Origin of the sequence: Tateyamaria sp. syn59 (assembly GCF_007995245.1) — a bacterium.
Taxonomy (GTDB): domain Bacteria; phylum Pseudomonadota; class Alphaproteobacteria; order Rhodobacterales; family Rhodobacteraceae; genus Tateyamaria.
The window spans coordinates 34,795-60,735 of sequence record NZ_VCBA01000019.1 but is presented as its reverse complement, the minus strand read 5'-3'; the positions used below and the strand labels follow the sequence as shown (position 1 = coordinate 60,735).

The window sequence follows — 25,941 nt, the reverse complement described above, 5'->3', positions numbered from 1 at the left end:
AAAAATGCCTTTATCGCTCCATCGTTTCCATCGATTGTACAGTGTCTTGTGCGGGCCATAGGCGGCGGGCGCATCGCGCCAGCGTAAGCCATTTCGATTGATGAAGATAATCCCGCTCAGCACACGCCGGTCATCGACACGAGGCTTACCATGAGACTTGGGAAAGAAGGGCCGAAGACGCGCCATTTGCGCGTCTGTCAGCCAGAAAAGATCAGACATGTTCACCGCTCTTTTTCGACCTGTGAATCACGCTGCCAAGCCAAAATCAATGAGGCCTGAGCCTAAGGCTCCCGAAACGCCTCACGCGACTTGTACAGCGGCTTCATCAGATACTGCAGCACCGTCTTCGACCCGGTATGCAACTCGACCTCCGCCTGCATCCCCGGACGAATGGAAATAGACCGTTGCCGCTCCGTCAGCGCCGACATATCTACGCGCACCGTCACCTTGTAATGGGCCTCACTGTCCGGCTTGCGCTCATCCTTGAACGTATCGGCCGAGATCAGCTTCACATCGCCCTTCAGCGCGCCATAGATCGTATAGTCATAGGCGCTCAGCTTCACGCTCGCCTCCTGCCCCGGCAGCACATTGGCGATGTCCTTGGGCGCCACGCGGGCTTCGACAAACAACTCCTCGTCCAGTGGGATGATCTGCAGGATTTCCTCGCCCGGCCGCACGACGCCCCCAATGGTCGTGACACTCAGATTGTTCACGATCCCGCGCATCGGGCTGACCAGCACCGTCCGGTTCAACTGGTCCTGCGCCGCCTTGTAGGTCTGGCGTAGCGTGCCCAACTCCTTGAGCGTGTCGGAATAGGCCTGCGCCCGCTCCAACTCGGTCTGGGTCATGATCTCATCCAGCTTGATCCGGGCATCCGCATGGGCCTTGCGCGCCCGCGTCACCTCGATCAGCGCCACGATGTTGCGCTCCAGCAAATCTTCCAGAAGGCCACGCTCTTTCGCAGCCTGATCCAGCACCCGCTGCGCACCCTCGCGACGGCTCAGAAAATCGGTCTGCCTTGCATTCAGCAGCGCCCGCTCCGACGCCACCAGCCCCGGCATCTGCTGTTCCAGCGCGCCGGGCACGGCAAAGTCGAACTGCCCCGCCAATTCCGCCTCCAGCCGCAACTGCCGTACGGCCAGGGCCGCGATCTGGTCCTGCAGATCATCGGCCTGAGACTGAAACTGCGTCCCCTGCAACCGCGCCAGCACATCGCCGCGCTCAACGATGTCGCCCTCAGCCACGGCCAGTTCCGCCAGAATACCCCCTTCAAGGTTCTGAATGATCTGCGGTCGAGACGAAGAGATCATTTCACCGGAACCGCGCACAATCTCGTCCACCCATGCAAAGGCAGCCCACAGGACGAATACCAACACCGCCCCAGCACTCAGCCAAACGACCAGCGACGGACCACGCATGTCACTTTCAAGCTGCCCGCTCAGATTGGTGTTCGCGATGCTCATGCGATCTTGCCCTTCAGCGGGACGGTCTTACCAATGTGGCTCAGCACCTCATCCCGTGGCCCGTCGATGGTCATGCGCCCGTTTTGCAGGATCAACGTGCGGTTGGTCAGCGACAGAATCGGCACGCGATGGGTTGCGATGATGGCCGTCCGGCCTTCCATCCATGTTTCGAGCCGACTGACAAGCGTGCTCTCCAGCGTCTGATCCAGCGCCGCCGTCGGCTCATCCAGCAAGCAGATCGCAGGGTCCTGCAACCACAGCCGCGCCCAGCCAATGGACTGGCGCTGCCCGATGCTCAGGCCCTGCCCGCCATCCAGAATCTCCAGATCCAGCCCCTTATGGTGCCCCTTCACAAATGGCCCCAGCCCCGCAAAATCCAGCGCGGCATAGAGACGATCATCATCCCGCTCCAGCAAAGTAAGGTTCAGGTTGTCCCGAAGCGTGCCCGAAAACAGGCGCACATCCTGACCCAGATAGCCAATCAGCCGCCGCAGGTCGCGCGGCTCGATCTGCGCCATGTCAGTGCCATCAATCAGCACGCGCCCCTTGGTCGGCGCATAGACACCCGACAGTAACTTCAACAGCGACGACTTGCCCGCTCCGTTCGACCCCAGCACCGCCACGCGCTGCCCCGGCATGATCTGAACGCCGGGCAGGTCCAGCGTCGGCGCGCCATCGTCCTCATACTGAAACTGCACCTCGCGCAGCTCAAAATGCCCCTTCAGCGCATCGCGGCGCAGATAGGTGCGGCTTTCGTCCACATCCTGCGGCGCATCAGCAATAGCATCGAGACCATCCAAAGCCGCCTTCACATTGCCCCAGCGCGCCATGGTGCCCGCCAGTTGGGTCAAAGGTGCCAAAGTCCGCGACGACAGAATACCCACGGCAATGATCGACCCGACCGTGAACTGCCCGGCAAAGACCAGATACGTCCCCGCGATCACCGCAGCCACATAGGTCATCTGCTGCATGCCCTGGCTCCAGAAGGTCAGGGCCGACGCCAACCGCCGCTGCTCCGACGACTTCATCGCACTCAGCGTCGTCAACTCCTGCCACAGCCGCATCACACGGTCCTCGGCGCGCTGCGTCTTGACCGTATCGCGCTCAAAAATCGCCTCGTGCAGCAACCGCGAAGACTTGGCGGACGCCCCTTGCGTCTCTTGCGTCAACCGCAGCATCCGGCGCTGCATGAAGAAACCGGGCACCACCATCAGCACCCCGCCAAGGATGAGCACCCACACCACAGGTCCCGCAATGGACGCAACCAGCAACAGGAACACAAAGATAAACGGAATGTCCGCAATCGTCCCGATGGTCGACGCGGTAAAGAACTCGCGCACCGACCCAAACTCGCGCATGGCCGAGAATGTCATCGAGGGCGACTGCCCCCGCAGATCACTCCGCATCCCCATCACGCGCTGCATCAGCAGGGTCAGAACCGACAGCTCAATCTGCCGCCCCGCCCCGTCCATTAGACGGGCGCGGGCGATTTTGATAAACGCCTCCAAGAGCAGCGCAAGACAGGCGCCGGCGGCCAGCACCCACAAGGTCGCTTCCGACTGGTGCGGGATCACGCGGTCATAGATCTGCAAGGAAAACAGGGCCACGGCCATAGCCAACAGGTTCGCAACAAAGGACCCTAGCGCCACTTCCGCCAGCGCCTTGCGAAAGCGCGGGAACTGACCCCAGAACCAGTGGTTGCGCACGGCAAAGGTCTTATGCACCTCCGCCACCCGCTCCAGAGGTGCCTCCGCCTTGACTAGGAGGCCGGCAAAGAACAGCATAAACTCGGCCATTGGCACATGGGCGCGATTATCCGTGCAGGTCTTGTCGTAAATGATCAGATCATCGCGGTCTTGCCCCACGACCAGCACCACCTGACCGCTGGTCATATAGGCCAGCGCGGGCCAGTGCTCCGGCGTCAGGACGCGCGCGGACATCACCTGCGCCTGCAAACCTGCGCTGCGCAAACAGCCCGCCAGCGTCCCAGCCTCAACCTTGTCAATCGCCCCCTCGCGCGCATTCTGGCGCAGGGTCGTCAGCATGTCGGACGCCGCCGCAGACACCCCAAGCAAACCGGCATAGGCCACCGCCACATCGGCGCGGGCACTCAAGCGGTCCGCCTGATGATTGGCGTTATCGGCCTTCGGCGTCTCCTTGACCGGGGCCGCCGTGATCTGTGCCCGGTTGCCGTTGGTGATCGTCAGGGTAAAAGGGCGTTTCTCGGTCAAATCTGCTCTCCGTCCGCAAGCACCCCCTGCACGCGGGCCAATTCGACCTGCAAGCGGAGCGCTTCGTATTTCAGCAGCACCTCGGCGACCTGACGCGCGGCAAAGGTTTCATAGACGCCCACCACATCCATGACCTGCCGCTGCCCGGCGCGGTATTGATCCTGAAACAGATCAAGGTTCGTCTTCGCCTGCGCGGTCAGCCCCCGCGCCTCTCCCGCCTGACGGGCGGTCGCAGCAGACTGGCCTTCCAAACGGCGCAAGATCCGGTTCGCATCCTCATTGGCCTGGGCCACCTGACGACCCGCCGCGTCACGCGCGGCCTCAATGGCGCGCAGACGCCCAGCGGTGCCAAAGCCGATGCCAGTACCGCCAGCCGTCAGACCCGCCCCACTGTTTTCCCCCGCCGTCGCCGTGGCGGTAATGCCGGGCAACTGGTTGGCGCGATCAATCTGCGCCTGCGCAATGCTGCGCTCTTTCTCGGCCTCAGCCCGCGTCACGGCCAATGGCTGCGCAGCAGAGCCTCCCACGGCCAGCGTCTCAAGCCCGCGCACATCGGCCAAGGGCTGGATCGACATGGCGTTCAATTCGGAAATCGCCGTCGCCTCCGTCTCTTCGCTTGCGGCGATGGCGGCGCGGATCTCGGCCAGCTTCTGGCGGATCACGTTCAGATCGGACATGTCCGAAACACCGCCCCGCACGCGCTCGGACATGATGTATTCGAAATGCTCCATCTCGCGCAGCGTCGCGCGGTGGACGGCAGCGCTTGCACGGGCTTCGGCAGCGGTCAGGTACAGGTCCAACCCCGTCGCCACCCGCGCATTCGTATCCTCAGCCAACGCCACAGCAGCCACCTCGACATCCGCCTTGGCAAAGGCGCGCTCGCCCTTCTTGCGGCCATTGTCGAAAATCACCTGCTCAACCACGATCTGGCTGATGATGTCGCCAAGCGAGTTCAACGACACACGCGGCCCGATGGTCGGCAACCAGTTCTTCGACGCGGCAGAGGCGCGCAGACGTGCTGCGCGCAACTCGGTCTCGGCAGCGCGGGCATTGGCGGCCAGAACAGACGTCGCCACGCGGTCATAGGCGCTGCCCGACGGCAGCACCGACCGGCGCGCCAAAAGGCCCTGAATGACCTGGCTTTCGGCGTTCAATGTCGCGTCATGTGTTGTGGGTGTCGCCCGCAGCGCCGCTTGCGACGGGGCCACGACCTCCGTGTCCACACCCGCGTCGGAGCGAGACACGAAAGGCATCTCGCCCATATCCCCCATACATCCCGCTGTCAGCGAGACGGCGGTGAAGACCACCGCATACTTGATACCACCTTGCCCCATAGTCCTGCCCCGTATCGGGTTTTTATCGTTTGGAGGTGGGCGCGGTTGCGGTGTCCGGTCCGCGCCTCTGTCTTGCTGGAGAATGCTCGATTTTGTTCTTGTTGCTCTTGCCCAGTGAAAGCTCGTTTGTATCCGCGACCTAGACGACGTTCGTGTTCACGTTGATGTCGTCATCCAGAATGATCGTGCCCTCGGTGCCGAGGCTGTAGACGTCGTACGTCTGGCCATCGACCGTGGTCGAACCGGTGCGCTGTGCACCCGCAATCGTCACTGTGTCATCTCGTCCGCCATGGATGGTCAGCGTATTGCTGCCCTCCGACAGGTTCAGCAACTGCGCTTCGGTGATGGTCAGGCTGGCCTCTTCGGCGAATTGCAGATCAACGGCTTCGATCTGATAGTTGCCAAGGTTCGGGTTGCCCAGATCAATGCTCGAACCGGCGCTTTCGTCGTCGAGCACCACATAAGTGCCAACCGCGTTACCTGCCGCATCCTGCGAGCTGACCACCAGGTGCGATCCGTCCGGCACATCGGTCTGGAACTGGAAGCTTGTCTCGCCCAGAACGTCGATATCAATCTGGTTGGCCACAACATCGGTGACCGCGCCGTCAGTATTGACCTGCGCCACGGACAGATCCCCATCGCTCTGCTCGGTCGAGATGCCACGCACACCGTCGCTATCGCGCGTAAAGCTGGCGATGACCGGGCCTTCGGGGGCGTCGGTGTCGATGCGCACTGTATCGCTGATGGTTTCCGTGTTACCCACCGCATCCGTCGCCATAACAGTGATCGCGGCATCATACTCGCCGCTTGGAATGGCCGACGGCGGGATATCGAGCGACCAGGTGCCGCCCGCGTTCACGGTTGCGGCCATGACAATGCCGTTGAAATCCACCATCACGGTCGAACCGGGTTCGACCATGCCGCCCAGGTTGATGCCCTCACGCGCCTCTTGCGCATTGATCACATCGTCGGCGGTGATCGGACCGGCAAGGCTCAGCGTGTTGACCAGCGTGTCCACCTCGACCGTATCGGTCACTGTCGCCACGTTGCCTGCACGGTCCGTCGCCGTCACGGAGATGTCGGCGGTGTATTCACCCATTGGGATCTGGCTAGCTGCGAACGGTGCCTGCCAGTTGCCATTCGCATCGACGATGGCCTGCACCGTATGCGTGCCCATGGTCACCATCACGGTCGAGCCGGGCTCGGTCGTGCCGGTGATCACGGTGCCATCCGCGCGCTCTGTGCCCGAAATGATCTGATCGCCTTCGATCTGGTCGGCTGCGATGCTCAGGTTGTCGACGCGCGTGTCCACATGGACCGTGTCGGTGACGGTTGCCGTATTGCCAGCAGCGTCCGTCGTCGTTGCACTGATCTGCGCATCATAGGTGCCTGCAGGGATCTCTCCTGCTGCAAAGAACGCCTGCCACGTCCCGTTTGAGCCTGCGACCGTCTGGTGAGTCACGCCGTGCAAGGTCACGTTCACGATGGCACCCGGATCCGCCGTGCCGGACAGCACAACGCCGTCGCTGGCCTCTGCCCCATTTACGACGTCGTCGCCTTCAACCGGGCCGTTCAGCGTCAGGACGCTGGCCTGCGTGTCGACGTTGACAGATTGCGTCACGCTCGATGTGTTGCCCGCCGCATCCGTCGCTGTGGCCACCATGTCGGACGTATACGTGCCTGATGGCAACTGGCCGGGCGCGAAGGTGGCCGTCCAGGATCCATCTGCGGCCACCACCGCCGTGGTCGTCACACCTGCGAGGGTTACCAGAAGGGTGGAGCCGGGCTCGACTACTCCCGTCACGACGATACCGGCTGCGGCCTCTGATGCGTTTACCGTGCCGTCTCCGCCAGCCGTGGAGGTGTAGTTCAACGCGTTTACGAACGTATCGACCTGCACGTCACCGGATGTGGTCGCCGTGTTGCCTGCAGCATCGGTCGCAACAGCTGTCGCGGTGAGCGTCGTCTCACCCGAAGGGATCTCTGCCGCCGAAAAGCTGGCCGTCCAATTCCCTGCCGCGTCAACCGTTGCGCTGCGTGTGACCGCACCAAAGGTGACCTCGACAGTCGAGCCGGGCTGCGCCGTGCCTGTCAGGACAACACCGTCCGACGCTTCGGCCGCATTGATGATGCCGTCAACCTCGACGGTGGCCGTCTCCATCGTGACCTCGGCCACAGTATCGACGACAAGCATGTCTGTAACGGTTGTTGTATTGCCGAAACTGTCCGATGCAACGATGCTCACACCGGTTGAATATTCGCCTTCCGCCAGCGTGCCTGTCTGCCAGGTCGCTTCCCATGTGCCTGCGTCGTTCACGGTCACGGTGCGGGTGACGCCGGATATCGTGATCTCAAGCGTCGCGCCTGCCTCGCCGGTGCCTTTGAGTGTTACACCGTTCGACATCTCACCGCTGTTGACCACATGACCCACGGAGTCGACGCCCTCGGTCACAGCAACATCCGGTGGTGTCGTGTCAATCACGAACGTCGGCCCGGTCAGCGTTGTCGTTCCGCCGCCTGCATGTGCAAACGCGGCCACGACATCAAGCGTCCCGTCCTTGGGGAAGGTCGCGCCTTCGAACGTCACACGCCACGTTCCGTCGTCGCTGATTGTCGTTGTGATGATCTGAGAACCTGCGGTCACGGTAACAACGTCACCGGGCTCACCCGTGCCCGTCACCTCGAAAACATGCGCTGACGTATTGTCACCGCCGATATTGGTGGTGGTTCCGGCGCCGTCGATGGTCGGGTCCACAGGCACGTACGGAGCCTGAGTACCTCCTCCTCCGCCGCCACCGCCACCGGTGCCCCCTTCGCCGCTGCCTCCGCCATTGCTCAGCAATGCGGCGCCACCGACCACGGCCGCAGCCGCCGCCGCGCCACCGCCTAAAAGGCCGGATCCGCCAAGAAGAGCGGCGCCCAACATGGACACCTCGCCATCGTCGGTCAAAGACGCGCCAGCGATTTCGGTTCTGCCCAGATAGATCAGGTCGTCCGACGGGCTCCACTTGCCCCATTGCTCGGTCGGGCCATACTGGGCGAACAATTCCCCATCGGCCGTTTCGACAAAAGCAACCTCGTTAAGATAGCCATCTGCCGAAATGAAAAGGCGATTGGCCTCTCCCAAGTCGTTGAAGTAATTCTCAAGCGTGACCTCGCGCCCATCGACCAGCGTGATGATCAGGTCATCCCCGCTGCGCCGCTGACCGACAAGATCCGTCTGCCGAAGATTGAATGAAACTTCTTGCCCACCGGCCAGCGCCACCGTCGCATTGCCTTCGACAGGTACGACTCCACGCTGGATTGCGCCCGCACTGTCGCGGACGACGAAATCAATCGCCTTCATAACACCACCACTCTCGCCTCAGACCGCTTTTTGCGGACCCTTCTTTTAATCATGCCGCCGGCCTTGTTTCGCCGTGCTGACCACTTGTTCTACGCGATTGATAAGCGAATCATGATTCTAGGGCTAGAGTCTTTTTAGCCAGCCATCACAATTTACAGAGATTCCAGGTACATATTGTGATGATTCGGACTCAGTCCGATGCAGCAAAAAGGGTTCCAAATGTCTGACACCCCCGATCTTCTCGCGCTGTGGTGGGAAGGCATAAAGGCCGTTGAAGGATACGCTGCCGTTCATTCGGCGCTTCGTTCGGGCGCTATCTCCAAACCAGACCGAATTGTGGCGGTGGGTAAGGCGGCGTCCGCCATGGCGCGGGCGGCTTCGGAACGCTGGCCAGATGTGCCCTGCACCGTGGTGACCAAATATCATCATTCAGACGGGGCGCCGCCAATGGCCGAAGTGATCGAAGCCGCGCATCCTGTGCCGAATGACGCGTCCCTCGCCGCTGGACGGGCTTTGATGAACGCAATTGATGCCTGTGCGCCCGGCAGCCACCTGCTGATGCTCGTGTCGGGCGGCGCATCGTCGCTGGCCGAGGTGCCAGCGAACGGTCTCACGCTCAGCGAGTTGCAGGCTGAGACGGAAGAACTGCTGGCATCGGGCACCCCCATAGGAGACATGAACACGCATCGCACGGCACGGTCGGAAATCAAGGGAGGAAAATTGCTCGCCCGTTTCGAGGGGCGGCATGTGACCACTCTGGCGCTTTCGGATGTTGAGGGCGACAGCCTCGCAACCATCGGCTCCGGCATCGGAGATGCACCGGCTGACGCGCCGTTTGGCTTTGCGCCGCATATCATCGCCAGCAACGCGATCGCCCGCAACGCCGTTGCGGCTGCGTCGCCCGTGGCGGTCGAAACAAATGAGGAAACGCTATATGCCGACATTGCGGATCTGGCCCCGCGACTAGGTCAGGCATTGCGCAATGCAGAGCCGGGGCTGCACATCTTTGGCGGTGAGCCGGTGGTACATTTGCCCGAGAACCCTGGACTGGGCGGGCGCAACATGGCGCTTGGCCTTGCACTGGCGCGCGAAATCGCCGGAACCGAGAGCCTGCGTATCCTGGTGGCTGGCACTGACGGCACCGATGGGCCAACGGATGCTGCGGGCGCGCTGGTCGACGGCACCACGTGGAAGGACAGCGGCGCCGACGCCTTGGCCCGTGCCGATGCATATCCTTGGCTCAAGGAGCATAGCGCGCTGGTCGTGACCGGCCCCACGGGCACAAATGTCATGGACCTACTCATCGCACACAAGACCTGATCCAAAGGTTACTTGCGCGACGACATGTTCGAGGGGGCGCTGCCCCCGCGCGTCCCGCGCTCCTCCGAAGACCGGGGGCAGCGCCCCCCGGCTTGACATCAGCGCAAGACGCCGCTCACCGTGCAGTGATGCAAAACACCCTCCGCGACATCGAAGAACATCCCGACCTCGGCATCATGCTCAGCGACGGCACACGGCTGTCCGCGCGGATGTGGGCTCCGGTGGATGCGCGGGATAACCCTGTACCCGTCATCCTGGAATACCTCCCTTATCGCAAACGTGACGGCACATGTGCACGTGACGCACTCACCCATCCTTATTTCGCGCAGCGGGGCTATGCCTGCCTGCGCGTGGATATCCGCGGCAATGGCGACAGCCATGGGCTGATGACTGACGAATACACCCAGCAGGAGTTGGATGACGCGGTTGAAGTGATCCAATGGGCCGCGGCGCAGCCTTGGTGTAACGGCAGGGTTGGCATGATGGGGATCAGTTGGGGCGGCTTCAACAGCCTGCAGGTGGCCGCCATGGCCCCTGCCCCACTCAAGGCCATCATCACGCTGTGTTCCACCGTCGATCGGTTTGCCGATGACATTCATTACAAGGGCGGCTGCCTGCTAAATGAAAACCTCGGCTGGGGTGCCACGATGTGGAGCTATTCTTCTCGCGCGCCCGACCCCGGCCTACGCCCTGACTGGCGCGAGATGTGGCTGGACAGGCTCGAGAACGAACCCTTCTTGCCCGCAACCTGGCTGGGTCATCAAAGCCGTGACGCCTATTGGCAACACGGATCCATCTGCGAAAGCTATGACACGATCTCGGCCAAGGTGCTTGCCATCGGCGGTTGGGGCGACGCCTACAAGAACGCAGTGCCACAGATCGTACGAAACATAAAAGGCGCCAAGGGTATCATCGGGCCATGGGTGCACAAATACCCGCATTTCGCCGTGCCCGAACCGCGCATCGGGTTTTTGCAAGAGGCGTTGAGCTGGTGGGACCGTTGGCTGAAAGACATTGAAACGGGCGTCGAAGACGATCCCGCTTTGCGCACCTATCTGATGGACGGCGTGCGCCCGGCCAGATGGTACACCGACCGTCCCGGACGCTGGCTGGCCGACGCGCAGAGCGTTACGAAAACGTGGCACCTGACCGACGCTGGTCTGACCACGGCGCCCGGCACACTCAGCCAATCCATCTGCTCTCCGCAACACGCAGGCTCAGATGCCGGTGAATACTGCGCCATCTGGCTCGGCCCTGAACTGCCGGGCGACCAACGTGCTGACGATGCGCTGAGCGCCTGTTTCGACAGCCTACCGCTGGCAGACGATCTCTGCGTCATCGACGCGCCAGTGCTGGATCTGACCCTCAGCGCAGACCGACCGGTTGCGCACATCGCTGTGCGCCTCAACCATATTCACCCCGACGGGGCCGCAACCCGCATCACCTACGGTGTGCTGAACCTCGCCCGCCATCTAGGTCGCCCGCTTGTCTTTGGACAGACTGAGCAGGTGCGCTTGAACCTCGATCATATCTCTTACCGCGTTCCTGCCGGGCATCGCATCCGGGTCGCGATCTCGACATGCTACTGGCCACTGATCTGGCCCGCACCCGAAACGGCCAGCGTCACCTTGCACGGCGGCTCGCTTTCGATCGATGCCATGAGGAGTGCAGGCCACTGGACGTTCTCGCCGCCCGACGCCGCCCCGCCATGGGAAACAGAAGAGTTGCGCCCCGAAAACCACATCCGCAGGCAGGAGACCGATATGGCCACCGGCGTCACATCACTGATCATCGAAGATGACTTTGGCAAAGTGCGCGACCTTGACCACGGACTGATTGCCGGATCCATCGCCCGTGAACGCTGGGACATCCACCCCGATGACCCGCTGTCTGCGCGCGGAACGTGCCACTGGACAGACGAGCTTAGCCGCGACGACATTCATCTGCGGACAGAAGCGCGCTGCGCGATATGGTCTGACGCGACCCATTTCCACCTGACAGCGTCCATCGAGGCGTTCGAGAACGACGTGCGCGTCTATCACCGCACCGTTCAGGAGAAGATTGGTCGTGATCTGCTATGAACGAGGCACTCATCGTGCGTGCGCTTAAGCGCTTTGGGATTGGCCCTTGAAGGCTGTCATCAAATGCGTACCCTATGCGTGTAATCAAAAAACGCGCCGCAAAAGGCGCAGGGGACCAACCGGGAGAAACCGATGTCTTACGAATTGAAACACCTGTCCGCCAAGGTGGCGGCAGGCACGATGACACGCCGTGACTTCATGGCCCGTGCCGCTGCTCTTGGCGTGTCGGCTGCCGTCGCCACATCCATGATCGCCACGCAAGCCAAGGCTGCGCCCGTCGCAGGCGGCACGTTCAAGATGGGCGTACAGGGCGGCGAAAGCACCAACAGCCAGGACCCGGCCACCTGGGCCTCCGATGTGCCAATTGCGGGCGGACAGCTTTGGGGCGAAGGTCTGGTCGAGGTTGAACCCGACGGCTCACTCACCGGCCTTGTCGCCGAAAGCTGGGAAGGCTCCGCAGACGCCAAGACTTGGCGCTTCAAGGTCCGTCAGGGCATCGAGTTTTCAAACGGCAAGTCGGTCACGGCTGAGGACGTCATGCAAACCATGGCCCGCCACTCGAACGAGGATTCCAAATCCGGCGCGCTCGGCATCGTGCAGGGCATCGAGTCCATGCGCACTGACGGCGACGTGTTCGAGGTGACGCTTGGCGTGGGCAACGCCGACCTACCCTACCTGATGGCCGACTATCACCTGATGATCCAGCCCAATGGCGGTTTTGACAACCCGACCGAGGCCATCGGCACGGGCGCCTACACTCTTGAGAATGACGAGCCCGGCGTGCGCATGATCGGCGCACGCAACCCCAACTACTGGGGCGGCGATCAGACGCAGACGGCCCACTATGACGGGGTCGAAGTGATCGTGCTGAACGACGCCACAGCGCGCACCGCTGCCCTGCAATCGGGGCAAGTGGACACGATCAACCGGGTAGAGCCCAAGATCGCCAAGCTGCTCGACCGCGCGCCCACGATCAACGTGCTCTCGACCCAAGGCCGCGGCCACTATGTTTTTATCATGCATATCGACACGGCGCCTTTCGACAGCAACGAGTTGCGCCTCGCGCTGAAACACGCGCTCAACCGGGAGGAAATGGTCGAAAAGATCCTGCAAGGCTACGGCTCCATCGGGAACGACATGCCGATCAATGCGGCTTACCCCCTCTTTGACGACACGATCCCGCAGCGCCAGTTCGACCTGGCCAAAGCGGCCGAGCACTACAAGAAATCCGGCCACGATGGCTCGCCCATCATCCTGCGCACCGCCGACGGCGCCTTCCCCGGTGCGGTCGATGCCGCAGCGCTCTTCCAGCAGACCTGCCAACAGGCCGGTATCCCGCTGGAAATCAAGCGCGAGCCCAACGATGGTTACTGGTCCGAGGTCTGGAATGTGCAGCCCTTCTGCTGCTCCTACTGGGGCGGTCGCCCCGTGCAGGACCAGATGTACACCACGGCCTATCTGTCGACCGCAGACTGGAACGACACCCGCTGGAAGCGCCCCGAGTTCGACGCCATGCTGCTCGAAGCCCGCGCCGAACTGGACGAGGCCAAGCGAAAAGAGATCTACTCGAAAATGGGCCGCATGCTGAACGAAGAGGGCGGCCTGATGGTGCCCATGTTCAACGACTTTGTCGATGCGGTCTCGACCAAGGTTCAGGGTTGGGAAAGCGACCCGAACGGCCCGCAAATGAACTGGTACGCGTTCAAGAAAACCTGGAAAGCGTAACCTGAATAAACCGCGCCCGGTCCCTCCGGGCGCGGTTTTTCGTTGCGCATCACAGTCTGTCGCGCCCGCGGGCGCACCCCCAAGAACCGACCTTTCATGCACCCCATCCTGACACTTGTCCTACAGCGCCTAGGCCTTGGCCTGATCTTGCTTGTGGCCGCCTCCGCTCTGCTGTTCGGCCTGACCGAAATCCTGCCCGGTGACGCAGCCCAGGCCATCCTCGGCCAGGCCGCCACCGCCGAAAGCCTCGCCAACCTGCGCGAGGAAATGGGCCTGAACCGTCCTGCCCTCACCCGCTACTTCGAATGGCTCGGCGGCATCGTGACGGGCGACATGGGCAACGCGCTCACCAACAACCTGCCCATTGCGGATCAGGTCGCCCGGCGCATGTCATCGACCCTGTTCCTCGCCTTCTGGGCCGCCATCATCTCGGTGCCGCTGGCCATCCTTCTGGGTCTCATCGCCGTGCGGTTCCAGAACCGCTGGCCTGACAAGCTGATCTCCGGCATCACGCTCGCCTCGATCTCGCTGCCCGAATTCATGATCGCCTACATCCTTGTCTTCTTCTTCGCGGTCAAACTGTTCTGGGCCCCCTCCTTCGCCTCGATCAGCCCCGGCATGCCGCTCCTGGAGCAACTCCACGCCATCTCCCTGCCCGTGGCCGTGCTGACGCTGGTGGTGCTGGCCCATATGATGCGCATGACACGGGCCGCGATCCTGAACGTGATGCAATCGGCATATATCGAAACGGCAGAGCTCAAGGGCCTGACCACGTTCAAGGTCATCTACCGCCACGCCTTCCCCAACGCCATCGCGCCCATCGTGAACGTGGTAATGATCAACCTCGCCTACCTCGTCGTGGGAGTCGTGGTGGTCGAGGTCGTCTTCGCCTACCCCGGCATGGGCCAATACCTGGTGGACGCAGTGGTCAAACGAGACGTTCCCGTGGTGCTGGCCTGCGGTGTGATCTTCGCCGCTGTCTACATCATCCTGAACATTGTCGCTGACGTGGTGTCCATCTTGGCTAACCCTCGTCTCCGCCACCCAAAGTGATCAACACCGTGAAAACCATACGTTACAGGTCCCCAGATCGCGCCCGACCCAAGGGTGGGGGCATCGCCCCCGCCCTGGGGCGCGGGTCGGGGGCGATCTGCGTCGCACAGCGACGCAGGGTCAGAACCAAAGACACGCGCACATGCTAAAGAACATCCCCCTCTCCGCCGCCCTCGGCCTCATCATCACCGGCACCTACTTCCTCGCCGCGCTCTTCGCGCCGCTCATCGCGCCCTACGGCATGGCCGAAACCGTGGGCGACGTGTGGGAGCCAAGCTCGGCGCAACACTGGCTCGGCACCGACCAGATCGGGCGCGACCTGCTCACCCGCATGATCTTCGGCGGCCAGACCACGATCTTCATCGCCACCGCCGCCACAATCCTCAGCTTCACCACAGGCTCCGTCCTCGGCTTCGTTGCCGCCGTCTCGGGCGGCTGGATCGACCAAGTGATGTCCCGCCTCGTCGACCTCTTCATGTCGATCCCATCCCTGATCCTCGCCCTGGTGATCCTCAGCTCGATCGAGGCCACGGTCGTCACCCTCATCGTCATCATGGGTCTTCTCGACAGCACCCGCGTCTACCGCCTCGCCCGCGCCGTGGCCGTGGACATCTCGGTCATGGACTACGTCGAAGCAGCGCGCCTGCGCGGCGAAAAACTCGGCTGGATCATCTTCCGCGAAATCCTGCCCAACGCGCTTTCCCCGCTCGTAGCCGAAATGGGCCTCCGCTTCATCTTCATGGTGCTCTTCATCTCGACGCTCAGCTTCCTCGGCATCGGCGTCCAGCCCCCGCTCGCCGACTGGGGCGGAATCGTGAAAGAGAACAAAGACGGGATCAACTTCGGCATCGGCGCCGCCCTCTACCCGGCCGTCGCTATAGCCACGCTTGCGATCAGCGTGAACCTCATCGCCGACTGGATCCTCAACCGCACAACGTCTCTCAAAGGGGGCCGTGGATGATGCAGCACACCACATCCTCCTTCCCTGTTTTAAAAAAATCCTCCCAGAAGGGCCACTCGCCCTCCACACCCCACGCTCCGACTTTACGCGCCAAAAGGGTCGGCGGGTGGGCGCATTTCGGGCCAAAGGCCCGAAACAGAACACCCGACGACGAAAGCCAGCCATGACCACACCGCTCCTCAAAGTCCGCGGCCTCAAAATCGGCGCCACAGTCTACCCGCCGGGCGAAAAGCCGCACGACATCGACATCGTGCACGGCGTCGATTTCGACGTCGAACCGGGCAAGGTGCTGGGCCTGATCGGCGAAAGCGGCGCAGGCAAATCCACCATCGGCCTCGCCACCATGGCCTACGGACGCGGCGGGGTGGCACTCACCAGCGGCACGGTCGAGGTAAACGGCCGCGACGTCCGCACAGCCTCCCTCAAAGACATCCGCAAACTGCGCGGGGCCGAGGTCACCTACGTCTCCCAATCCGCCGCCGCCTCCTTCAACCCGGCCAAGCAGATCATGGAACAGGTGATCGAGGCCGCCGTAGGCCAAGGCAAGTTTACCAAGGCAGACGCCCAGAAACGCGCCGTCGAACTTTTCACCAAACTCGGCCTGCCAAACCCCGACACCATCGGCAGCCGCTACCCCCACCAGGTCTCCGGGGGCCAACTCCAGCGCTGCATGACGGCCCTCGCCCTCTGCCCAGAACCCGACCTTGTCGTGTTCGACGAGCCCACCACCGCCCTCGACGTCACGACGCAAATCGACGTGCTGAAGGCAATCAAAGACGCCATCCGCGACATCGGTGTCGCAGCGCTCTACATCACCCACGACCTCGCCGTGGTGGCGCAAGTCAGCGACCACATCATGGTCCTGCGGCATGGGCGCATGGTCGAATACGGCACCACCGACCAGATCATCAACACGCCACAGGAAGAGTACACCAAGGCGCTCGTCTCCGTCCGTTCCATCACGCACGAGGAAAAACAACCGACCGAACCCGTCCTGCGCGTCGAAGGGATCACGGCCCGCTACAAGGGCACCAGTTTCGACGTCCTGCACAACGTCTCCGTCGACATCAGCCCGGGCCAGACGCTCGCCGTGGTGGGCGAAAGCGGCTCTGGCAAATCCACCCTCGCCCGCGTCATCACCGGCCTCCTGCCGCCCACATCAGGCAAGATCACCTTTGCAGGGCGCACACTCAATCCCGACCAGCCCTCCCGCAGCATCGAAGACCTGCGCGAGCTGCAGATGATCTACCAGATGGCCGACACCGCCATGAACCCGCGCCAGACGGTCGGCACGATCATCGGACGGCCCCTCGAATTCTACTTCGGCCTCAAAGGCGCCGAAAAACAGAAACGCATCCAGGAACTGCTGGACGAGATTGAACTCGGCAAAGGCTTCCAGGACCGCTACCCGGCAGAACTCTCCGGCGGCCAGAAACAACGCGTCTGCATCGCCCGTGCGCTGGCCGCGAAACCCAAGCTCATCATCTGTGACGAGGTCACCTCCGCCCTCGACCCACTGGTCGCCGACGGCATCCTGAAACTCTTGCTCGACCTGCAAAAGATCGAAGACGTCGCCTACCTCTTCATCACCCACGACCTAGCAACGGTCAAAGCGATCTCCGACAGCATCGCAGTTATGTACCAGGGCAAGGTGCAACGCTACGGCACCAAGTCCGAAGTTCTGACGCAGCCCTATGACGACTACACCGACCTCCTGCTCAGCTCCGTGCCTGAGATGAAACTCGGCTGGCTCGAAGAGGTCATCGCCAACCGCAAGATGGAAAGCGCCGGCAACTAAAGTTGCCGCGACGGAACCCGGCGCCACACCCGTATCACCTGCATATCCCACTGATATGGAGCGAACGATGCGCAAAAACGTCCTGCACCCTGCAACGATCTTTGCCGCCATCTGGTTGCCGTCCCTGGCCACCGCTCAGGATGCGCAGTTGGATTTTGCCAAACTCGCCGCCGGGCTGAACCTCACCGAAGAGCAGGTTCAAAACTGCATTCCCGCCGGCGCACAACCCGGCCAGAAACTGTCGCGCACCCAGCGCGGCGCCGTCGTGGATTGCTTCAGAACGGCCAACCCGTCGCTGACGAATGGTGACATTCGCAACGCGATGATGGCCTTGCGACCGTGAGGCACGGGTTGCAAGACTGAAAGATTGAGGGCCCACGCGATTGGACCTAGGCTCCCGGAAAACAATACCGGGGTGCGGCCAATGCCAAACAAACTTCTCCTCATCATCCTCGACGGCGTCCCGCTCCGGAACTTCCGCCGCCTCTTCGGAAATCTCGAAGGGTGGGTCGACAGCGGCGACGCCCAGACATGGACGCACCGCAGCGTCATCCCCTCCATCTCCGCCTCATGCTACGCCTCGATCCACACAGGCGTGACACCTGCAGAACACGGCTGCACCGGCAACGGCAATGTCTTCCGGCTCGAACTCCCAGACGTCTTCGGCCAAGTCCGCAAGGCAGGCGGCACCACAGGGGCCGTCGCCCATTCCTTCTGGTCGGAATTCTTCAACCGCCACCCGTTCGATTTTGTCCGTGACATCGAATATGACGAGCCAGACAGCGACACGATCAACCATGGCCGCTTCCACACGATGACGGGCTACGGGGCCAACAACCAGATGACGCCATCAGACGTAGACCTCTTCGGCACGCTCACGAACCTCTGCGCCCGGTTCGACCTGACCTACGGCATGCTGCACACCTGCACGCTCGACAGCATGGGCCACCGCTTTTTCCACGAAAGCCAGGAAATGGACGCGGCCTGTTTCGTCATGGACGAGATGTTGGCCCCCTTCATCCCCCGCTGGCGCGACATGGGATACGAGGTGATCGTGACAGCCGACCACGGACAGGACGACCGCGGCCACCACGGCGGTCGCGGCGCTCTGCAGCAGGAAACCGCGCTCTACTATTTCGGAGAAGCGACGGGACCAGCCGCAGACACCGTCATCGACCAGCTGCAACTGGCACCCACTATCCTGCACCGTCTCGGCGCTGAAATCCCGGACACGATGAAAGCCAAGCCGTTTCTAGCCTGACCCGAGCCGTGCCATCGCCGATCCGCGGGGCTGCGCATACAACGCTTCCGCAATGCGCTTTATCGCTACTCCGTTATTGCGCGCTTCAAACGGCGCGCTGGCGGTGAGATAGCGCCGCCCCTGGGGGCGGATCGGCGCTGGCAAGGCGCCTTCGGCTTGATCCCGTGCCTAGGTCTCAGCTCAAACCGCAGCCTTATGCGCCGCAAACACCTGCGCCAACTCCGCCGCCTGCTGCATCCCCTGCACCCGGCGCTGCAACTCCCCTTGCCCGTCAAACAGCAACAGCGTCACATTCGGCGCATTGAACCGACGGGCAAAGGCCGCGCCCTCGGGCGTGTTGATGTCCGCCACCAGATACGCCATCCCGCAATCGTCGAAATCGCGCAGCGCCCGCCGCGTTTGCTTCTGGAGCGCCGTACAGGTCGGGCATTGCGGATCATGGATCTGCACGATGGCCAGATCACCCTGCCCCACCCGCGTCAGATCATGCTCGGCCGCATAGGACCGGAACGAACTCACGCCCCAGACCCCGCCGCCCAAAGCAATGGCAGAGGCCACGGCACCGCCGCCCAAGAGTGACCTGCGGGATACGGATGCGGTGGCTTCGGATTTGGGCGTCACTGCGTTGGCGCGTTTTCTGGATTTCGGCATGGGATCTCTCGGATTGCAGTCTCAGAACGATAGCGCCGAAAACGGACCGGGACTGCTCACGTCTCCGTCATTTCAGCCGAAAGGTGACCGATCCGTTAACGGCCCGCGGAAATGGTTAACGCCTGATCGAGTGTGAACGGTTTCTTAACGCACGAGTACAGTGCAAAACGCGCAGTTTCGGCCCGAAAATGTGCAGTTTCCGAAAAACACCCCGAAATCACCCGAAAACACAGGGCCCAAAACACGCAAAAGGCGCGACAAACTTCGCAGTTTCGCGCCTTTCCCGATCTCGCAGCGCACCGCACGGTGCGTTAAGGATTACTCGGCCGCCATCGCCTCCGACGCCATATCCCAGGGTCTGACAAAGTCGCCCAGCACGGTCTGGATCGCCGTCTCGCTCTCGCCATTGGCGGCCACTTGCGCCACCAGCCCGCGTGTCTTGTCATCAGTCACGGTGACCACCTGCGCCTTCAACCCGGCTTCGGCCAGCGCCGCGTTATAGATACGCGCAATCGCCTCTTTCCGCAGGTCGGGCTTAAAGATCTTGCCGACAGCGGTTTTCGGCAATTCATCCATAATTGTCATATGCTTAGGCTGCGCCGCCCGCTCGTGCACATGCTCCTTGCAGAAGGCGATCAGCTCATCCGGCGTCACACTTGCCCCGTCAACAAGCTCCACATAGGCGCACGGCACCTCACCCGAATGCTTGTCCGGCTGACCAATGGCCCCGGCAAAGGCGACGGCCTCATGGCCCAACAGCGCCTCTTCGATCTCAGCCGGATCAATGTTGTGACCACCGCGAATAATCAAGTCCTTGGCACGGCCCGTGATCCACAGATATCCATCCGCATCAAAGCGACCCAGATCACCCGTGCGAAGGAATTTTTCGTTGTAGAACAAGTCCTTGTTCTTGTCCGCCTCGGTATACGTATTGCCCGGCCAGACGCCCGGATTGCTCACACAAATCTCACCAATCTCGTCCACATCCGCCTCGATCGGACCCTCGGGTGTACCCTTGTAGATCTTCACTTCGGTGTAGGGGAACGGAATACCAACCGACCCGATTTTCTTCTCACCGTCGATAGGGTTTCCCGACACCAGACAGGTCGCCTCGGTCATGCCGTAACCTTCGACAATGTCCACACCAGCCGCACTTTCATAGCGCTTGAACAGCTCTTGCGGCAGCGGTGCAGAGCCCGAGAATGTAGATTTCACAGTGCTGATATCCGCATCAATCCCGCGCTGCATCATCGCCGCAATGGCGGTCGGAACCGACGCGATAAACGTGATCTTCCACCGCTCCGTCAGCTTCCAGATGTTGTCGAACACACCTTCGCCGCGGTAGCCCTGCGGCGTGGGGAAGATACAGTGAGCGCCTGAAGCCACAGCCCCCAGCAGCAGCACATGCGCCGCCATCACGTGGAAAAGTGGCAATGGTGCCAGTATGTTATCCTCTTCCGTCAACAGCACGGTCGCACCGACCCAGCCGTTGTAGACCATGCCGGAATATTTGTGCTGCGCGACCTTGGGCATGCCCGTGGTGCCGCCGGTGTGGAAGTAACAGGCGACGCGGTCCTCCTGCACATCCTCGAATTGCAGGGTGGTCGGATGCTTGGCGCATTCCTCGTTGAAGTTCAGATAGGTGACACCCGGCGCCTTCTCCATCTTCGGACGGATCAGCGGGATGATGAAGGATTTGAGACCCGACACATGCCCCAGCAGGTCGACCTCGAGCACCGTCTTGACGTTGGGCGCCAGCTTGACGGCCTCGGACATCTTCTGCGCCACGTCCGTCTTGGGGAACGCGCGCAGGGTGACAAGAACCTTGGCCCCCGTCTCGCGCAGGATGGCCCCAATCTGTTCGGCGTCGAGCAGCGGGTTGATCGGGTTCACGATCCCGGCGGTCGCACCGCCCAACAGAGCCACTATGGTCTCGGTCGCGTTCGGCAGAACATAGGCCACAACATCAGTCGGCCCGATGCCGTGCTGCCGCAACATATTGGCACATTGCGCGGTCCGACCCTGCAACTGCGTCCATGTCAGCGTTTCCGCCTTGGACTTCGGATCAGAGAAAATCTGGAAGCTGACAGCGTTGTGGTTCGGGAATTTTTCGGCCGTATCGCTGAGCATACCAAAGAGGGTTTTGGCGACGTCGCGTTCCTCCCACTGCATCTCGTTTTCAATGGCATCGCGGTCCGCGAACCCGGCATATGTCATGGTATTCCTCCCTGTAGCGCCATGTATTTTTTCGTGTTGGCGCAATAATCCCTCGCTTCACAAGATGCGGTGGATTGACGCAATGTTCAAGCATTGCAAGGGTGCCGAGCCCGGTCGGACGCGGCGTCAGAACAGGTGACCTTGGGTCAAAATCGGGCTGCGTTATTCAGCAGCCACCCCGTCGGTGAACTGCAATCGGGCCAAACGGGCATAGAGCCCATCCTCTGCCACAAGCTGGTGATGCGGCCCCTGTGCGACGATGCGGCCCTGATCCAGCACGACAATCCGGTCCGCCATTTTCACTGTGGCCAGACGGTGCGCAACGATCAGCGTCGTGCGCCCCTGCGCCAACGTGTCGACGGCCTCCTGCACCGCGCGCTCGCTTTCGGCATCCAGCGCGCTGGTCGCTTCGTCCAGCAGCAGGACAGGCGCATCGCGCAGGATCGCGCGGGCAATCGCGATACGCTGTTTCTGCCCACCCGACAGCATTACGCCACGTTCGCCCAGCGGGCTGTCGTAGCCGTCCGGCAGCGCGCTGATGAAGTCATGGGCTGCCGCCGCCTTGGCCGCGGCTTCGATCTCTGCCTGGCTGGCGCCGGGACGGCCAAAGGCGATATTTTCGGCAGCAGACGCCGCAAATATGATCGGGTCCTGCGGTACCAATGCGATCTCTTGGCGGAAGGCCTCGCGTGCCATCTCGGCCACGTCCACGCCGTCCAGCAACACTCGACCCTCCTGCGGATCATAGAAGCGCAGAAGCATCTGAATAATCGTGGTTTTCCCTGCCCCAGAAGGCCCAACAAAGGCCACTGTTTCACCCGGCTGAATGTCAAGTGTCACGCCGTCCAACGCTTTGATCCCGGGCCGCGCCGGATAGGCAAAGCGCACATCCTCGAACCGTATATGCCCCTTGACCGGCTCAGGTACGGCAACCGGTGCCGGCACATCCTGCACCGCATCCTCGACCTTCAACAACTCGACCAAACGCTCCGTCGCCCCAGCGGCGCGCTGCAATTCCCCGATGATCTCGGACAGGGCCGCCACACCCCCAGCAACCATGACGGCATAGATCACAAACTGGATCAGCGCGCCCATCGTCATCGCATCGGATCGCACATCATTTGCGCCGATCCACAGCACGCCGACGATGCCGACAAAGACCAGAAAGATCACGATGGCCGTCATCAGTGCGCGCACCGCGATCCGCCGGCGGGCCGCGCCAAAGCTCAGTTCCGTAACGTCCGAGAACATCGTCCGGCTTGTCGCCTCATGGGTAAAGGCCTGCACCGTCTGCACCGCGCTCAACTGTTCGGATGCACTGCCAGATGAGGCCGCAATCCAGTCCTGGTTCTCACGGCTCAGCACGCGCAAACGCCGCCCCAATACAAGGATCGGCACCACAACGGCGGGCACAATCAACAGGACAAGCCCCGTCAGCTTGGCTGACGTCAGCAGCATCAGGACGAGACCACCAATAAAAATCAACACGTTACGCAGCGCGATCGAGATGGAGGAACCAATGACGCTCAGGATCAGCGTGGTGTCGGTGGTGATCCGGCTCAGCACCTCGCCCGTCATGATATTTTCGTAGAAGCTGGGCGACATCCCGATAACCCGGTCGAACACGGCCTTGCGAATGTCGGCCACGACCCGCTCTCCCAGCCGCGTGACCAGCATGTAGCGAACGGCTGTCCCGATGGCCAAAAGACCCGCAATACCAATCGCAGCCAGGAAATAGAGATCAAGGATCTCCGAATGCTCGGTATTGAAATTATCGACCACCCGGCGGACGGCCAGGGGCAGCGTCAGCGACACTATGGCCGTCGACACAAGTGCCGCTATGGCCGCGCACATCAGCTTCCAATAGGGCACAACAAAAGGCCAAAGCGCGCGTAACGCGCCGATTTTCTTGGATTTTTCGCGCTCTTCCGTGCCTGGATTGGGCGGTGCAGCGGCGGTCGTCTGGTCGGCCATGCGGTCTCCGGAAACTACTCACGCCTGCACATGCATGTACCAGTGCAGTCTGGTCAAGTGGACAGGGCGGCGCATGGGGAAGGTTTGGAGCGGGCGGCGGGAATCGAACCCGCGTCATTAGCTTGGAAGGCTAAGGTCTTACCACTACACAACGCCCGCAGCTCCGATGCCTCAGATATGACAAGGGCTGGGGCGGGTCAAGCCGCCCCTTGGCCCATATGTTCAGTGGTCCAGTTTCACCCAGGTCGCGTTCCGGGCCGAGGATTTGACGCAGGCCGACACGAACTGCACACCTTTCAGCCCGTCATGGACAGTCGGGTAGAGCACTTCCGCAGGCACCCCCTGCCCCGCCTTGACCGCCATGATCGCATCTGCCGACTCGGTGTAGATATTGGCGAACCCTTCCAAATACCCCTCCGGATGGCCCGGCGGGATGCGCGACACACGCGCCGCCGCCTCACCAGCCCCGGCACCATTGCGCGTGATCAGGCGCTTCGGTTCACCGAAGGGCGTATGCCATAGGTAGTTTGGATCCTCCTGCGCCCATTCCAGCCCGCCTTTGTCGCCATAGACCCGGATGCGCAGCGCGTTCTCGTTGCCCGGCGCCACCTGGCTGCACCACAGCATCCCCTTGGCGCCTCCTTCGAAACGCAGCATGACGTGACCGTTGTCATCCACCTGCCGCCCCGGAACAAAGGCAGTTAGGTCGGCGGCTAGGCTCTCGACCTCGAGCCCCGTGACAAAACAGGCCAGATTGAAGGCGTGCGTGCCAATGTCACCCGTTGAACCCCCTGCACCTGACCGCGCAGGATCGGTGCGCCACTCCGCCTGTTTGAAATCCTGCTCGACCGTCAACCAGTCCTGCGGATACTCCACCTGCACCACGCGAATGGCACCGATATCGCCGTTTGCAATCATCTCACGCGCCTGCCGCACCATCGGGTAGCCCGTGTAATTATGGGTTAGGATGAACAGCGCGTCACTGTCCTCCGCCGCCTTCACCAGCTTCTTGGCATCCGCGAGGGTCGAGGTCAGCGGCTTGTCGCAAATGACATGAATGCCCCGCTTCAAAAACTCCCGCGCCGCCGAGTAGTGCACATGGTTGGGCGTCACGATGCTGACTGCATCAATGCCGTCCTTCCGCCGCGCCTCACGCTGCGCCATCTGCTTGAAATCGTCATAGATGCGCGGCAGGCCCAAAGCCTCACCACTGGCCTGCGACTTCTCAGGCGTCGAACTCAACGCCCCCGCCACCAACTCAAAGCGATCATCAATGCGGCTCGCAATGCGGTGCACCGCCCCGATAAAGGCGTCATTTCCGCCGCCCACCATGCCCAATTTGATCCGGCTCATCTCATCCTCCCGGTCGGCGTGAGTGCACAACCGTCCCTCTTCCCTGTTTCAAAAAATCCTCCCCGAAGGGCCGATCCACCAAAAGCGCCAACGCTAACCCTCGATGCCCAACATCTTGCGGTTGGCCGCCTCATCCGTTCCGCCATCGGCAAAGTCGTCAAAGGCCCGCTCGGTCACGCGAATGATGTGATCCTTGACGAACTGCGCCCCCTCACGCGCACCGTCTTCGGGGTGCTTCAGACAGCACTCCCACTCCACCACGGCCCAGCCATCGAAATCATTGGCGGCCATCTTTGAAAACACTGCCCCGAAATCGACCTGCCCATCACCGAGGGAGCGGAACCGACCCGCACGGTCCACCCAGCTTTGGTAGCCGGAGTAGACACCCTGCCGCCCTGTCGGATTGAACTCCGCATCCTTGACATGGAACATGCGGATGCAATCCTTGTAAATGTCGATATTGTCAAGGTAATCAAGGCATTGCAGCACGTAGTGGCTGGGGTCGTACAGCATGTTGCAGCGCGGGTGGTTGCCCAGCCGCTCCAAGAACATCTCGAAGGTCACTCCGTCGTGCAGGTCTTCGCCCGGATGGATTTCGTAACAGACATCGACGCCCATTTCTTCGGCATGATCCAGGATCGGACGCCAGCGCGCCGCCAATTCGTCAAAGGCGGTCTCGATCAGGCCCGCGGGGCGTTGCGGCCAAGGATAAACATAGGGCCACGCCAATGCGCCAGAGAAGGTCGCATGTGCCTTGATGCCCATCCGGGATGACGCGGACAGGGCATACTTCACCTGCTCCACGGCCCATTCCTGCCGCGCCTTGGGATTGCCGCGCACCTCTTCCGCTGCAAATCCGTCGAATGCACTGTCATAGGCCGGGTGCACCGCCACAAGCTGACCTTGCAGGTGCGTTGAAAGCTCGGTCACCTCAACGCCGTTCTCCCGCGCCACACCCAGAAATTCATCGCAGTAGTCTTGCGAACCCGCCGCCTTCATCACGTCGAACAGACGCCCATCCCAACTGGGAACCTGCACCCCTTTGTAGCTGCACTCAGCCGCCCATTTGGTGATTGCATCCCAGGAATTGAACGGCGCCTCGTCACCTGCGAACTGCGCCAGAAACAGCGCCGGGCCCTTAATGGTTTTCATGATGTCTCCTCACTTCATGCC

At 61.9% G+C, this 25,941-nt stretch carries 18 protein-coding genes and 1 tRNA gene; 8 read left to right on the top strand and 11 right to left on the bottom strand.

All coding sequences use genetic code 11. The features are described from left to right. From FD715_RS20795 to FD715_RS20775, 5 genes are all read right to left on the bottom strand, one after another. The coding region (locus FD715_RS20795; RefSeq protein WP_147114668.1) for a transposase at positions 1-219 on the bottom strand (219 nt) is incomplete at its 3' end. A gap of 62 nt (positions 220-281) precedes the next feature. Further along, entirely contained in the window at positions 282-1,463 is a 1,182-nt protein-coding gene (locus FD715_RS20790; protein WP_147114665.1) for an HlyD family type I secretion periplasmic adaptor subunit, read from the bottom strand. Continuing rightward, a complete protein-coding gene (locus FD715_RS20785; protein ID WP_147114662.1) occupies positions 1,460-3,694 on the bottom strand; it encodes an ATP-binding cassette domain-containing protein in 2,235 nt (744 codons plus the stop codon). Before FD715_RS20785 ends, FD715_RS20790 begins: the two co-directional genes overlap by 4 nt. Beyond that, positions 3,691-5,028, bottom strand: coding sequence for a TolC family protein (locus FD715_RS20780; protein WP_223275017.1), 1,338 nt, complete (start codon positions 5,026-5,028; stop codon positions 3,691-3,693). Before FD715_RS20780 ends, FD715_RS20785 begins: the two co-directional genes overlap by 4 nt. A gap of 139 nt (positions 5,029-5,167) precedes the next feature. Beyond that, positions 5,168-8,374, bottom strand: a complete 3,207-nt coding sequence (locus FD715_RS20775) for an Ig-like domain-containing protein (protein ID WP_147114659.1) — start codon at positions 8,372-8,374, stop codon at positions 5,168-5,170. A 219-nt stretch (positions 8,375-8,593) separates the two neighbouring features. Between FD715_RS20775 and FD715_RS20770 the strand changes: the two genes are divergently transcribed. The 8 genes from FD715_RS20770 to FD715_RS20735 all read left to right on the top strand — a co-directional run bounded on the left by FD715_RS20770 (position 8,594) and on the right by FD715_RS20735 (position 18,573). Next, positions 8,594-9,694, top strand: a complete 1,101-nt coding sequence (locus FD715_RS20770; RefSeq protein WP_147114656.1) for a DUF4147 domain-containing protein — start codon at positions 8,594-8,596, stop codon at positions 9,692-9,694. Between the two features lie 128 nt (positions 9,695-9,822). Continuing rightward, positions 9,823-11,775, top strand: coding sequence for a CocE/NonD family hydrolase (locus FD715_RS20765; RefSeq protein ID WP_147114653.1), 1,953 nt, complete (start codon positions 9,823-9,825; stop codon positions 11,773-11,775). 132 nt (positions 11,776-11,907) lie between these two features. Beyond that, on the top strand, positions 11,908-13,500 hold the full coding sequence (locus tag FD715_RS20760; protein WP_147114650.1) for an ABC transporter substrate-binding protein: 1,593 nt from the start codon (positions 11,908-11,910) through the stop codon (positions 13,498-13,500). A gap of 96 nt (positions 13,501-13,596) precedes the next feature. After that, positions 13,597-14,553, top strand: coding sequence for an ABC transporter permease (locus FD715_RS20755; RefSeq protein ID WP_147114647.1), 957 nt, complete (start codon positions 13,597-13,599; stop codon positions 14,551-14,553). Between the two features lie 142 nt (positions 14,554-14,695). Beyond that, positions 14,696-15,514: an ABC transporter permease gene (locus FD715_RS20750; RefSeq protein WP_147114644.1), complete on the top strand. Its 819-nt coding sequence runs from the start codon at positions 14,696-14,698 to the stop codon at positions 15,512-15,514. A 163-nt stretch (positions 15,515-15,677) separates the two neighbouring features. Further along, positions 15,678-17,312, top strand: a complete 1,635-nt coding sequence (locus tag FD715_RS20745; RefSeq protein ID WP_147114640.1) for an ABC transporter ATP-binding protein — start codon at positions 15,678-15,680, stop codon at positions 17,310-17,312. A 67-nt stretch (positions 17,313-17,379) separates the two neighbouring features. Then, positions 17,380-17,655, top strand: a complete 276-nt coding sequence (locus FD715_RS20740) for a hypothetical protein (protein ID WP_147114637.1) — start codon at positions 17,380-17,382, stop codon at positions 17,653-17,655. A gap of 81 nt (positions 17,656-17,736) precedes the next feature. After that, positions 17,737-18,573, top strand: coding sequence for an alkaline phosphatase family protein (locus FD715_RS20735; RefSeq protein WP_147114633.1), 837 nt, complete (start codon positions 17,737-17,739; stop codon positions 18,571-18,573). 180 nt (positions 18,574-18,753) lie between these two features. On the opposite strand, the gene FD715_RS20730 is transcribed toward FD715_RS20735, so the two are convergent. The 6 genes from FD715_RS20730 to FD715_RS20705 all read right to left on the bottom strand — a co-directional run bounded on the left by FD715_RS20730 (position 18,754) and on the right by FD715_RS20705 (position 25,920). Then, positions 18,754-19,224, bottom strand: a complete 471-nt coding sequence (locus tag FD715_RS20730) for a hypothetical protein (RefSeq protein ID WP_147114630.1) — start codon at positions 19,222-19,224, stop codon at positions 18,754-18,756. Positions 19,225-19,542: 318 nt separating this feature from the next. Further along, positions 19,543-21,441, bottom strand: a complete 1,899-nt coding sequence (locus FD715_RS20725; protein ID WP_147114626.1) for an acyl-CoA synthetase — start codon at positions 21,439-21,441, stop codon at positions 19,543-19,545. Positions 21,442-21,603: 162 nt separating this feature from the next. Beyond that, a complete protein-coding gene (locus FD715_RS20720) occupies positions 21,604-23,415 on the bottom strand; it encodes an ABC transporter transmembrane domain-containing protein (RefSeq protein WP_147114624.1) in 1,812 nt (603 codons plus the stop codon). An 85-nt stretch (positions 23,416-23,500) separates the two neighbouring features. After that, a tRNA-Gly gene (locus tag FD715_RS20715) sits at positions 23,501-23,574 on the bottom strand. Between the two features lie 63 nt (positions 23,575-23,637). Then, on the bottom strand, positions 23,638-24,768 hold the full coding sequence (locus FD715_RS20710; RefSeq protein WP_147114622.1) for a Gfo/Idh/MocA family protein: 1,131 nt from the start codon (positions 24,766-24,768) through the stop codon (positions 23,638-23,640). Positions 24,769-24,861: 93 nt separating this feature from the next. After that, a complete protein-coding gene (locus FD715_RS20705) occupies positions 24,862-25,920 on the bottom strand; it encodes a sugar phosphate isomerase/epimerase (RefSeq protein ID WP_147114620.1) in 1,059 nt (352 codons plus the stop codon). Positions 25,921-25,941: the final 21 nt, after the last annotated feature.